The sequence below is a fragment of the Edaphobacter acidisoli genome, assembly GCF_014642855.1.
GTDB classification, from domain to species: Bacteria; Acidobacteriota; Terriglobia; order Terriglobales; family Acidobacteriaceae; genus Edaphobacter; species Edaphobacter acidisoli.
Map to the genome: position 1 here is coordinate 2,997,065 of NZ_BMJB01000001.1, position 12,587 is coordinate 3,009,651.

Here is a 12,587-nt window from a genome sequence, read left to right on the forward strand (position 1 = left end):
GGCCGCAAAGTATATCGTGCCGTGTGGTCGTTTCGGAAGCCCGTCCGCACAGCGGCCATCAATCAGCCGCGCCCAGTTCAGCAATCAGCGCATCCAGCACAAGACGCGTCCGCTCGCTCATCTCTGCGAACAAAAACCCCGCGCCGATGCCAGGCCGCACCATGCGGCTGGTGGCCGTGATGCGGAAAACAGATTCGTTCAAGCGAAAGACGATCTCCACAGGCGTCCGCTGGCGCATGTGGAGCCGCGCCTCGGTCTGGATAAAGCACCCGGCGAGACTGATATCGAGCACGCGCCCGCGAAAGAGCAGCGACCCATCCAGCACAATCACCTCGGCCCACGCATCGATCGCATAACGCGGATGCTGCCGCCGGTCCGGCACGTCTTCCGCAGCCACACCGCGTCTCTCCGGCCCAATGAACTCCTCGGATGCCTCCACGTGTTCTTTCGCCATGGAGTCGTCATCGGCAAAAGCAGCAGCCGCATGAGTCGTGTCCGCTTCGGGCAAAAGCAAAGGCCGGGCGCTAAGCCCGGCCCATCCGAGATGCCCTTCCCGCAAAGGCTAAACCGTCATAATCTCCTTTTCCTTGGCCTTGAAGAGTTCTTCGATGCGCTTGATTTCAGCATCGGTCAACTGCTGCACCTCTTCATTCGCGCGCTTCTCGTCGTCGGCGGAGATCAGCTTGTCCTTCGCGGCCTTCTTGATCTGCTCGTTGCCATCGCGGCGAATGTTGCGGACCGCGGTCTTGTGATCTTCGAGCGTCTTATTCAACTGCTTCACCACTTCCTTGCGCCGCTCCTCCGTCATCGGCGGCACAGGCACGCGGACCACCTTGCCGTCGCTCATCGGGTTCAGCCCGTTACCCGAAGTGCGGATCGCCTTCTCAATCGCGCCGATCATGCTCATGTCGTACGGCTGCACCAGAATCATCGTCGGCTCAGGCGTCGACACCTGGCCCATCTGCGCGACCGGCGTATCCGTGCCGTAGTAGTCCACGCGGACGTGGTCGAGCATGTGCACATTCGCGCGGCCCGTGCGCGCCGAAAGCAGATAGCTGCGGAAGTCCTCCACCGACTTCTCCATGCGGGTCTTCAGCTCGCGGTGCGTTCCCTTCAACGCCTCTATATTCGCCATCGCCGATGCCATAACCGTGTCATCCTTGGGCGCGGTTGCGCCAAAGCAAATTCTACTGAAATTGCACCCTCTCTGCTGACTGTCTTTCGAGCGTATCGCGAGATTACTTCGGTGCAAGCGCCTTCAGCCGCCGGCACGCTTCGGCCAAATCAGCGTCCTTCTTGGCAAAGCAGAAGCGCAGCAGGTCCTCGCCCTTGCCCGGACGGAAGAACGCGGAGCCGGCAACCGCAGCCACTCCCGTCTTCGCCAGCAGCGCACGAGCCTTCTCCGCGGCGGTCGCACCCGGCAGGCTGCCCGTGGAGGCCAGCACGTAGTAGGCCCCATCAGGCACATGCGGCGTCATGCCAGCAGCGCGCAACGCATCCACCATCATCGTGCGCTTGGCCTCGTGCTCACGCGCAAGATCGATATAAAACTCCGGCCCAAGCTGCTCCACGCCATCGGCACAACCATGCTGAAACGGCGCAGGCGCGCACACATAGAGCAGGTCGTGGAAGTACCCGATGGAACCAAGCCACTTCGCATCGGCCAGCAGGTAGCCGACGCGCCAGCCCGTCACCGAGAAAGTCTTCGAAAAACCCGACATCACAATCGTGCGCTCGCGCATCCCGGGAATCATCGCCGGGCTGATGTGCTTGACCCCGCCATAAATGAAGTGCTCGTAAATCTCATCGGTGAAGATGAAGAGATCGAACTCCTGCGCAATCGCCGCAAGCCCCTCAAGCTCCACGCGCGTAAAGACCTTACCACAGGGGTTCACAGGCGTGTTGACAACCATAGCGCGCGTGCGCGGCGTAATCGCTGCGCGGACCGTGTCCAGATCGAGCGCCCAGTCCGGCTCCTTCAACGCAACCGGCACCGCCGTAGCGCGCACCGAGCGAAGCGTGTTCGCGTGATAGCCATAGAACGGCTCAAAGACCAGCACCTCGTCGCCCGGATTCAGCAGCGCCATGGCGACAGCGTGAAAGCCTCCCGTAGTCCCGCTGGTAACGAGCACCTCGCGGTCAGGATCAACCGCGATGCCAAGCGTACGCTCAACCTTCGCCGCAATCGCGTTCCGCAGACGCGCAATGCCATCCAGCCGCGTATAGATGTTGAGTCCGTCGCGGATGGCACGCGTCGCGCCCTCAGCAACAACCGCAGGCACCTCCGTATCGCAAACACCCTGCGCCAGATTCACCCCGCCCACACGGTCGCACTCCACCGTCATGGCGCGAATCTCCGACTGCACCACCCGCGGCGCAAGCTCGCTCAAACCCAATCTGTCTACAGCGGAGACATCCGCAACATCGGCCCGTAGCATCGTGCGCTCCCTTCGCTCTTCGCTGGACACTATCTTACGTCCGCCAAGCGAATCCTCGCGCATTGCCGAACACAGCCCCTAGTGCTCGGCGCGAAACGTCTTGCCCATCTCGTGTTCAGCCAGCCGAAAATAATGCCGGAAGTTGTAGATCAGCGGAGACCACTTTGCCGGATCGACGTGCCTGTCTTCGAGCACAAAATCGCTCGCAACATGCACGCGGACGATCTCGACCTCAGCCGCCCAGCCTCCGCCAAGCTGCACCAGCCGCTCGCCCCCAAGCCTGTGCATCTTCGTCACCCGCGCCTCCATGTGCACAGGACACTCCCGTGCCCGCTCAGGACGCACGCTTTCGCTCGCCATCGGCGTCAGGCCCGCAGCATTAAACTTCTGAGCCTCAAAGCGAAACTGCTTCGCCTTCAACTCCGGCACAGGATCTTTACCCGTCAGCGGAGCCAGCTTTTCAACCTCGCGCCACATATCAGGCGAAGGCAGATTCACCACGCACTCCGGATGACGCGCCAGGTTCTCCGCCGTCTTGGTCTCATCGAGCAGCCCCAGCACCAGCGTCCAACCCAACGCCCAGAACGACGACATCGGCGCAAGGTTCGTGCTGCCATCTTCATTCAACGAACTGATCAACGCCACCGGCGTGCCGAAGTAGAGAATCTTTGGCTCAATCGTCTTGAATTCCATCACTATGATTGGATGCTCAACCAGTAGCGCTCGCATCAAAAGAAGATCAACTGGAATGTCACACTGAATCCGACTTACCTTTCCATGTAATTGCGCGCAGTGCCGCAACTACGCTTTTTAGACTGACTCTGCTTTTATCCAACCCCATTCGCGCTATAGCCCATTCAAGATAATCAACGATCTCCTGATCAGTTCCACCTAACACCAAGAGTTCGAATACCCGGCCTATATAACCGTCATATTCGTCACGAGGCCATTCTGGATCATCCATTACGCCAATCGGGTCCCATACCTCAACGAATACACGTCTGATGGCGCACCGCACTTCTCGGGATTCTTCTTTGGGCATTACTGGATATCGAGGGACCAAAGTACACCTCTGATGAACTATGCCAACCCTGTAGACTCAGCCTGCTCCTGCGCATGATAGCTCGACCGCACCAGCGGGCCGCTCTCGACATGCCTGAAGCCCATCGCCAGCGCCTCATGCTTCAGGAAGGCGAACTCTTCCGGCGTGTAGTAGCGCGTCATCACGATGTGGTCGCGCGAGGGCCGCAGATACTGGCCAATGGTCAGAATGTCCACCTTGCGATCCGCCAGGTCGCGGAAGACAGCCAGCAGCTCGTGCATCTCTTCGCCCATCCCGACAATGATGCCAGTCTTCGTCACCTGTGTATGGCCGCTCTCTGCTGCGATTCGCTTGGCCTTCTCAAGAAACTCAAGCGAGCGCTCGTAGCGCCCACCGCTCTTGGCAATGCGATACAAGCGCGGCACAGTCTCGATGTTGTGATTCAGAATCTCCGGCTGCGCGGCCACAACCATGCGCAGCGATTCTTCCACGCCCTGAAAATCCGGCGTCAGCACCTCAACGCGGCAGCCGGGAGCCTGCCTGCGAATCTCCTCGATGACCATGACGAACGCCCGCGCCGCGCCAATATTGTCGTCGTCGCGGTTCACGCTGGTGACGACGGCGTGGTTCAGGCCAAGCTGCGCCACCGCATAAGCCACACGCCGCGGCTCGTCGAAGTCAATCGGCTCCGGCTTGCCCTTGGGCACAGCGCAGAACCCGCAGCGCCGCGTGCACAGATTGCCCAGCATCATGAAGGTCGCGGCCTTCTGGTTCCAGCACTCGCCGATGTTGGGGCAGTGCGCGCTCTCGCAGACGGTGTGCAGCTCCAGCTCGCGCGCCATTTTTTTGAGCGTATGAAAGGTCTCGCCCATCGGCGCCTTCGCCTTCAGCCACTCAGGCTTAGGCGCGGGCTTCTTCGGGGCAAGGTCTATCTGCACCAGCTCGGCAGTCGGAGTCATCTCTTTTATTGTATCTGCCCGCGAAAACCAGCCGCTAATCGGCCCCGGCCCGTTACCCTTCAGGCGCGCATCGCCTCTTCCCGCGCACGTCGCAGCGTCTCCACCGCATCCCCGACAGGATAAAACTCCATCGCAATCCCGCCCTTGTAGTTCAACTCCGCCAGCCGCCGATAAATGTTGCCGTAATTCACCTCGCCAGTGCCAGGCTCGTGCCTTCCTGGAACATCGGCAATATGGATCAGCGCGACCTCATCAATATTCTTCTCCAGCTTCTCAATCAGGTTTCCGTGCTCACGCTGCTCATGGTAGAGGTCATAGAGCACCTTCACCTTCGGGCTTCCCACTGCCCGCACAATCTCAAACGCCTCCGTCACCCCGTCCAGATAGATCGTGGGATCCTCCAGCGTATCGATCGGTTCAACCACGCACACAACGCCTGCTTTGTCGAGCAGTTCCGCAGCGCGCTTTAGCGTCTCAATCGAAGCCGTATGCTGCGCCCCCTCTGCCGCGCCTTCGACCCGCTTGCCCGAGAGCAAAATAATCTTCCCGCATCCCAGCCGCTTCACCGCAGGCATCATCGCTCTCAGCTCAGCGAGAAAAGCATCTCCTCCCGCGGGGTCGGCAAAGCCATGCTTCACGCCACTGGTCGCGTCCACGCTCAGCTTCAGCGCCTGCATGCGCGCAAGGATGCGCTTCCAATCATCCTCCGACCATTTGCTAAACTCACCCGTCAGTTCCACATGGCTGTAGCCGGCCGCCGCCACCCGCTCCAGGTTCTCTTCAAACGTGCCACGCGATTTGAGCGTCCACATCATCACCGAGAACTGCGGCGCTACCAATCCAGTCTTGCGTGGAGCCTCTTGCGCCTCCACTAGCTTGACTGGCAAAACCATCGCGCCAGCCATCACCTTCCCAAACACTCTGCGAGTCAGCATGGTCAGCATGGTAGCTCATGGCAAAGATGAAAAGAATACCGACTCAAACCGAAGCGCATTTATCAGAGAACCGGCGAGCAGTCGATGCGGCGTTAGCCAAAATGTCAATACAGCTTCGCAATAGCGTCTTCGCCGCGTGGATATACTGGGCGCGACATGAAAACGTCTTCAGCCTCGCTCTTCGCCTCCGCAGTAGTTGCCGCCGCTCTGCTCTTCGCCCCTGCCCTCAACGCACAAACACCCGAGCAGATTCCCGCGCCCACGCCGCACGCAGAGCCCGAGGCCTCATTCTCTGCAACAGCCGACCCGCACGCCATCGTGCTCTTCGGCCACGCCCGCTTCACCGTCCTGACGCCGCAGTTGGTCCGCATGGAGTGGGCTGCCGACGACCACTTCGAAGATCATCCCTCCTTCGTCTTCCTCAACCGCCGCATGCCCGTGCCCGAGTTCAAAGTCTCGCGCAAGCACAAAGCACTGACCATCGAGACCAGCGCGCTCACGCTCAAATACTCACCACGCGGCGACGGCAAATTCGACCCCACCAACCTGACCATCACACTCACAAAGTTCCATGAAGCAGACGCACAGCCTGTCATATGGCACCCAGGTCTCGCCGACACAGGCAATCTCGAAGGCACCACCCGCACACTCGACGGCGCACGCGGCGACAAGACGCGCGAGCCCATCGGCGAAGGCCTCGTCTCACGCAACGGCTGGGCGCTCGTCGATGACTCAACGCGTCCCCTCTTCGACTCCGACGACTTCACCTTCAAAGGCGGCGAGCAGAGCACCTGGCCCTGGGTCATCGAGCGGCCCGCCGCCGGCAGCCTCGACTGGTACTTCTTCGGCTACGGCCACAACTACCGCCAGGCGCTCCACGACTACGTCCGCGTCGCTGGACGCATCCCGCTGCCGCCGCGCTTTGCCTTCGGCGCATGGTGGTCGCGCTACTGGGCCTACTCCGATCAGGAGCTGGACGATCTCGTCCGCGGCTTCCGCGAAAACGACACGCCGCTCGACGTGCTCGTCATCGACATGGACTGGCACAACACACTCGGCATGCACTTCAATATCAAGGACGCCTCCGGCCACTCCCAGGGCTGGACCGGCTACACCTGGAACCACCTTCTCTTTCCCGACCCGAAAGCGTTCCTCGGCAACCTGCACGACGAAGGCCTGAAGGTCACGCTCAACATGCACCCAGCCTCCGGCGTGCAGCCGTGGGAAGACCAGTACACCGCGATGGCGAAGGCGATGGGACAGGACCCGGCGCAGAAGCAGTACGTCCCCTTCGACATCACCAACAAAAAGTACGCTCAGAACTACATGGACATCCTGCACCATCCACTCGAAAAAGAAGGCATCGACTTCTGGTGGCTCGACTGGCAGCAGGAGCCGACGACCAAAGTCCCCGGCGTAAGCCCGACCTGGTGGCTCAACTACGTCCACTTCACCGACCAGCAGCGCGAGGGCAAGCGTCCGCTGCTCTTCCATCGCTGGGGCGGCCTCGGCAACCACCGCTACCAGATCGGCTTCTCGGGCGACACCGTCTCCGTGTGGGACTCGCTCGCCTTCCAGCCCTGGTTCACCGCAACCGCGGCCAACGTCGGCTACGCCTACTGGAGCCACGACATCGGCGGCCACATGCCCGGAGCCGTCGCGCCCGAGCTCTACACACGCTGGGTGCAGTTCGGCGCCTTCAGCCCCATCCTGCGCACGCACACGACGAAGAACCCCGACTCCGAGCGCCGCATCTGGGCCTACCCCGAGCCATACTCCAGCATCCTTCGCACCGCCTTCCAGCAACGCTATGCGCTCGAACCCTACGTCTACACCGAGGCGCGCCGCACCTACGACACCGGCGTAGCCTTCCTTCATCCGCTCTACTACGACTCGCCCGACGCGCCCGAAGCCTACACCGCAAAGAACGAGTACGCCTTCGGCAGCCAGATGATCGTCGCGCCCGTCGTCCATCCCATCGACGCCGCAACCGACCTCGCCACCGAGAGCATCTGGCTTCCCAAAGGCGAGTGGATCGAGTGGTCAACCGGCAAACACTTCACCGGCCCCATCGCGCTCACCCGCTCGTTCTCCATCGCTCAGACGCCGGTCTACCTGCGCGCCGGAGCCATCGTCCCCATGCAGCCGCCGATGCAGTACACCGGCCAGAAGCCCGTCGATCCATTGATCTTGAATGTCTGGCCGCTAGCCGACGGCCAAACCTCCACGTACCAGGTCTACGCCGACGCCAGCAAAGGTGAGAACTACAAGCGCGGCGTCTACTCGCTCACACCCGTCACCGCAACCCAGCACGGCGACACCCTCACCGTCGAGATCGCGCCCGAAGAGGGCAGCTATCCCGGCATGATTCAGTCCCGCGGCTACGAGCTGCGCCTCCCCGCCGACTGGCCGCCCGCATCCGTCACGTCGAACGGCGAACCACTCAAGTGGAGCTACGAGGGCAACACCCTCTCGACCGTCATCCACGTACCATCGCAGCCGGTCACCGAAGCCGTGCATATCGAAGTCCGCCGCGCCGCCGGTTCGCTTGCCGCGCGTGCCGAACTCGACGGCTTCGCCGGAGCAACCACGCGCCTGCGCTCCGCCTACGACACGCTCAACCAGGAGTGGCCCTTCACCTGGTCCCCCGACCCACTCATCGACGCCTGGCAGACCGGCGACCGCCTCAGCTACCACCCCGAAACAGCCCGCACCGAACTAGACAACTTCGCCAAAAAATACGCCGCAGCCGAACAATCCATCGAGCAACTCTACGACCCGATTGCAAACCTCTCCGACGATCAACTAGTCGACCAACTCATGAAGCATCGCGGAGACGACACCGCAAAGCAACGCGCCATAGCCTACAAAGCTGCCCTCCAACGCGCCCTCTCACAGTTGAAAGACGGCAAGCCGGAGTGAGCTTTGCGTGACCCAAAGAGGAGCAAAGGCCCGTCTTATACCAGCCTGGACATCTCCCAGGTATGCGGACAGCAAAGTGGCTGAAAGAGGGCGCTGAAGAAGTCCGTTTTGCTTAAAGGCGCGGCCTCAGCCGTGCCGCACACGCCGCGCACGCACGAGGCTCTTAGCCCAGAGGTACAATTTTCCACCCACGAAGCACCTTTTCAGCGGCCTCCCAAAGCCTGCTTGGTGGACTCACAACAAGAACCGGAGCCTGCGTCTTGGTCAGGATCGCAATCACCGCGCCTTCAATCGCTCGGTTTTATATGCTCCTGCTCCCATCCATCTCTGGGTAATCCCCGCGACGCGCGCGCCCAATCGCTCAGCCGTTATTCGATCCCCCTGGCTCGGTGCAAGTTCAGGCCCCTGATCTCCGTTGCTTTGCCCCATGGCGCCGAGCCATGTGCCCAGCCGGTTGACGTCGTTTGCGGTGCCCCCGCTCCAGTTGTTGCCCGGCGGATCGCCAACTCCCACCCAAATCATGCCCATCTGGGCCGCAAAGATAGAAAGTTGAATCAAGCTCGAAAGTTTGTCGCCGCTCTGCGATGCGGAGTTGGTGAATCCAGCCGCAATCTTGTCTTTCCATTGCTGTTGCAGCCAGGGATCAAACGCTTTCTCCAGAAACGCCTTGTAGATAGCCGAAACGCTCCCCATATAAGTAGGGCACCCAAATACGATGGCATCCGATTGCGCCAGTTGGGCCATGGTCTCTTCGTGATTCCACCTGCCATTGAGGACTTGCTCGCCACGGATTTCTACGAGTCGGACTTCCGTTCCTGCCACAGACGCGGCGCCTCGCGCAACCGCATCCGCTAGAGCGCGAGTATGTCCGCGACTCGATTGATACACGACGGAAACAATGGTCATATCTCCCCTTGCCTCTTACCAATCACCAGCATAACAACGCTGCGGCGGGTGCCCATGCACGAAATGACACCCATACTCCAGGTGCCGGGTGCCCCATTCATGCAGCTTCATCGCATGATTGGGCATTCGCGCAAAGCGCGAACCGCTTTCTTCCAACTCCCGTTTCAAAATTTAGCGCTCAAATTATGAGCGAAGGGTACCCGGTCACAGCAACCGCTCCCGTACCTCAGTTCGCGCGAGATAAAGAAAGAACATCAGATCGAAGAGCCCGCGCACAAGGAAAAATCCTGCATGGGTCTTTTCAAAATAGAAAAAGTCGCCGACGCTCAACAGCAAACATCCCGCCGTCACCAGCGCCCAGCCCCACTTTTTGAGCCGCAGCAATCCGAAGATACCCACGGCCAGCAGCGAGCACATCGCCAGCACGCCATACTTTGCCGTGCCGTTGCCGAAGGAGCCGCGCAGCGCGGCATACGCATTCAGCATCGTCATGAAGATCATGAACATGCTGATGCCCGCAATGCCCGGCAGCATCTGTCCACGTACGTTGGGTCTGGTCTCGTCGCTCATAGTGTGTGCAGATAGGCCAGCACGTCATTCACGTCCTGCTGGTCCATAGTGTTGCCCATCGCAGGCATCAGTCCGTGCCCGTGAAGGATCGTGTCGGTCACGCGATCGTCATTGGCCGGCGCGCCGCTCGGCAGATAAGGCTTCTTGAAGACGCCCAGCAGCGCAGGCCCATGCAGCTTCTGGTCCGTGCGGTCGGCATGGCAGCGCGCGCACTGCGACTCAAAGACAGCGTGCCCGCTCATCTGTTGCGCATTCAGCTGGTCCAGCGGAGTCGGCGGCGCAGTCCGGTTGCATCCCGCCGCCAGCATGGCAAACGCCGCAAGCGCGGCCACTCGAATCACAATTCGCATCTGCCTCCATTGTCGCATTAGCCGCCAATCACCCATGCTTCACAGCCTGAACGATCAGCAGCACGCCCGTCCCCGCCAAACCCACATACACATACTTCAAAAAAACATCGCTCGTCAGGCGCCGATTCAGCATCCTGCCCAGAAAGATCGCCGGCAGCGCCGCAGGCAACGACACCAGGTAGTAGTGCGTCACCGCAGACGTCCACAATCCAGCAAGCCAGTACCCCGCCATGCCCACAATGCTCGCTGGCAAAAAATATCCCTGCAGCGTCGCGCGAAAGTGCCGCGCCGACCACCGCCGCATCGCCCCATAGATCACCAGCGGAGGCCCATTCATGCCATACGCTCCGCCCATCACGCCCGCCAGAAAACCGCAGCCCAGCAGCCAGGGCTTGCTCTCCTGCTTCAACTCCGGCGGCTTGCTGCCCGCCAGCGAGTAAGCCGAGAACGCAAGAATCAGCACACCCAGCGCGATCTTCACCACCAGCTGATGCGTGCTCGCCAGCAGCATCAGGCCCAGCGGAATGCCCACCAGCGTAGGCGCCAGCAGCCATCCCGAGCTGCGCACATGCACATGCTTCCAGTCTTCCACCAGCACAACCGCGGCAATCGTAATCGACACCAGCACAGCCAGCGGAGCCGCCACACCAATCGGAATGCACAGCGCCAGCAGCGGCACAGCTACCAGCGCCTCGCCAAATCCAAACGCCGAGCGGACCACCGTTGCCAAAAACACCACCGCCACCACCTCGATTGTGGTCGCAGCCATCAACAACTCTGCCCGCTCTTCATCCCTCCATTCTACGAAAGAGAAAAATCAGAGCCGCTCAATTCGTCTCAGCAATCGCAGCAACAATCTTATCCATCGCCTCACGATCCGCATGTGTGCGCGGCGTGTGGTTGCCCACCATAATCGAGAAGATCACCGTCTTGCCACTCGCACACTCCAGATACCCACTCAACGCCCGCGCCTCACCCAGCGTGCCCGTCTTGGCAAAGAGATGGTCCTTCAGCGGAGCCTTCGGAAAACGCTCAGCCAACGTGCCATCCTCGCCACCAATCGGCAGCGAACGCTTCCAGTCAGCAAACCACGGCTGCTCCGCCGCATACTGCAACAGCTTCGCCGCCGCACGCGGTGTCACCAGATCATGCCCGCTCAACCCCGAGCCATCGAAAAAAACAAAATCATCCGGATCAACCCCAACCTTGTCCGTCAAAAACACCCGCACCACCCGCACACCAGCAGCAGTCGATCCGTCTCCAAGCACCGCCACGCCAAGCTGGTGCAGAAACAACTCCGCATGCAGGTTCTGGCTCACCTTATTCGTCACGACTAGGTTCTCCTCAAGCGGAGGCGAAGTGTGCGAAGCCAGCACCTTCTCCACAGGATTCGCTGCCACAGGCGCACGCTCGCTCAAATCCACCACCGACTGCGCAGACTCCGCAAGAAAGCCCTGTGTGTCAGTCGAAAGCCGATGCTGCGCGCGAGCCTTGCCCGTCACCTCAACTCCGCGCGCCTCCAGCAACGACTTCAGCGCAACCGCGGCATACTCCGCCGGGTCTTCAATCGCAACCTCTTCCTCATCCGGCTGCGCATCCACCGCAATCGAGCCATAGATGCGCAGCTCCCTGCTGCCCGGCATCCGCTCCATCTCAATCGAGCTCGGGCTCTTCGGCGAACCAGTCATCACCGAAAAATCCAGCCTGTAATACGGCACCGCCGGCGAGAGCGACACCGTCGCAGGCTTGCCCGCCGTGTCCGCCGGAGTCACCGTCACCTTGATCTGGTTATCGTTAATCGTCAGCGCCGACACCGGCGCGCCATAACCCCACACCGCATCATCAATCGTCCAGTCTTCCGGATAAGGCTCCCACGGAAACAGCGTGTCGTCGCCCACCACATCACCGTTCACAACCTTAAGCCCCGTCGCAGCAACCTGGTCAGCCATCTGCGCCAGATACCGCAGCGGATCAGGCGCAGGCGGCGCAGGATTCGGCCTGTCCGCAGGCTCAACATACTGCAGCGCGCGCCCCGAAAGATTCGCATCGCCCGCGCCCACCAGCACCACATCGCCCGCCAGCTTCGCAGGGCCGTTGAAGACGCCCTTCGCCACAATGCGCGTCTCCGTTGTAGCGTCCGGTCCCAGCAAGGCCAGCGCCGTAGCCGTCGTGAACATCTTGTTATTGCTCGCAGGCTGAAAGAGTTGCCCTTCGTTCATCGCATAGATGGGCTTGCCATCCATCTCCGTCACCACAATGCCCCAGTGCGCCCGCGAGACCGCCGGGTCATCCAGCAGCTCGGCAATCTGCGTCTTCAGCGGCTTCGGCCTGTGTCGTCTGTGATGGACTTTCGCATGGGCTGGCAGACAGATTGCTCCAAGCAAGACAATAAGAGCGCAGTGATTCAGCGATTTCTTCACTCGCGAAGTCTAGCATTCCTCCCGCGCTCATCGAGCATATAGTTG

The 12,587-nt window shown here is 60.8% G+C and carries 13 protein-coding genes; 1 reads left to right on the plus strand and 12 read right to left on the minus strand.

The genetic code is table 11. From position 1 onward, the window contains the following. Positions 1–58 precede the first annotated feature (58 nt). From IEX36_RS12220 to IEX36_RS12245, 7 genes are all read right to left on the minus strand, one after another. On the minus strand, positions 59–454 hold the full coding sequence (locus IEX36_RS12220; protein ID WP_188759553.1) for a PilZ domain-containing protein: 396 nt from the start codon (positions 452–454) through the stop codon (positions 59–61). A gap of 108 nt (positions 455–562) precedes the next feature. Next, positions 563–1,147, minus strand: a complete 585-nt coding sequence (frr, locus tag IEX36_RS12225) for a ribosome recycling factor (protein WP_188759554.1) — start codon at positions 1,145–1,147, stop codon at positions 563–565. A 91-nt stretch (positions 1,148–1,238) separates the two neighbouring features. After that, complete coding sequence (locus IEX36_RS12230; protein ID WP_188759555.1) at positions 1,239–2,438, minus strand: pyridoxal phosphate-dependent aminotransferase; 1,200 nt, start codon at positions 2,436–2,438, stop codon at positions 1,239–1,241. 78 nt (positions 2,439–2,516) lie between these two features. Next, positions 2,517–3,131, minus strand: coding sequence for a flavin reductase family protein (locus IEX36_RS12235; RefSeq protein WP_229668924.1), 615 nt, complete (start codon positions 3,129–3,131; stop codon positions 2,517–2,519). 58 nt (positions 3,132–3,189) lie between these two features. Continuing rightward, positions 3,190–3,480 carry a hypothetical protein gene (locus tag IEX36_RS17505; RefSeq protein ID WP_229668925.1) on the minus strand — a complete coding sequence of 97 codons (291 nt, stop codon included), beginning with the start codon at positions 3,478–3,480 and terminating at the stop codon, positions 3,190–3,192. 38 nt (positions 3,481–3,518) lie between these two features. Beyond that, the gene (lipA, locus tag IEX36_RS12240; protein ID WP_188759557.1) at positions 3,519–4,439 is read right to left on the minus strand and encodes a lipoyl synthase; all 921 of its coding nucleotides are present in this window, start codon (positions 4,437–4,439) and stop codon (positions 3,519–3,521) included. 59 nt (positions 4,440–4,498) lie between these two features. Further along, the gene (locus tag IEX36_RS12245) at positions 4,499–5,383 is read right to left on the minus strand and encodes a hydroxypyruvate isomerase family protein (protein WP_229668926.1); all 885 of its coding nucleotides are present in this window, start codon (positions 5,381–5,383) and stop codon (positions 4,499–4,501) included. Between the two features lie 147 nt (positions 5,384–5,530). Between IEX36_RS12245 and IEX36_RS12250 the strand changes: the two genes are divergently transcribed. Continuing rightward, positions 5,531–8,296, plus strand: coding sequence for a glycoside hydrolase family 31 protein (locus IEX36_RS12250; protein ID WP_188759558.1), 2,766 nt, complete (start codon positions 5,531–5,533; stop codon positions 8,294–8,296). A gap of 276 nt (positions 8,297–8,572) precedes the next feature. Here IEX36_RS12250 and IEX36_RS12255 read toward each other — a convergent pair whose 3' ends face one another. The 5 genes from IEX36_RS12255 to dacB form a co-directional block, all read right to left on the minus strand. Further along, on the minus strand, positions 8,573–9,202 hold the full coding sequence (locus IEX36_RS12255; RefSeq protein WP_188759559.1) for a flavodoxin family protein: 630 nt from the start codon (positions 9,200–9,202) through the stop codon (positions 8,573–8,575). A 204-nt stretch (positions 9,203–9,406) separates the two neighbouring features. Further along, a complete protein-coding gene (locus IEX36_RS12260; RefSeq protein ID WP_188759560.1) occupies positions 9,407–9,772 on the minus strand; it encodes a hypothetical protein in 366 nt (121 codons plus the stop codon). Continuing rightward, positions 9,769–10,122 carry a c-type cytochrome gene (locus tag IEX36_RS12265; RefSeq protein WP_229668927.1) on the minus strand — a complete coding sequence of 118 codons (354 nt, stop codon included), beginning with the start codon at positions 10,120–10,122 and terminating at the stop codon, positions 9,769–9,771. Before IEX36_RS12265 ends, IEX36_RS12260 begins: the two co-directional genes overlap by 4 nt. Positions 10,123–10,150: 28 nt before the next feature. Beyond that, positions 10,151–10,891, minus strand: a complete 741-nt coding sequence (locus IEX36_RS12270; RefSeq protein WP_188759562.1) for a sulfite exporter TauE/SafE family protein — start codon at positions 10,889–10,891, stop codon at positions 10,151–10,153. A 58-nt stretch (positions 10,892–10,949) separates the two neighbouring features. After that, a complete protein-coding gene (dacB, locus tag IEX36_RS12275; protein WP_229668928.1) occupies positions 10,950–12,542 on the minus strand; it encodes a D-alanyl-D-alanine carboxypeptidase/D-alanyl-D-alanine endopeptidase in 1,593 nt (530 codons plus the stop codon). Positions 12,543–12,587: the final 45 nt, after the last annotated feature.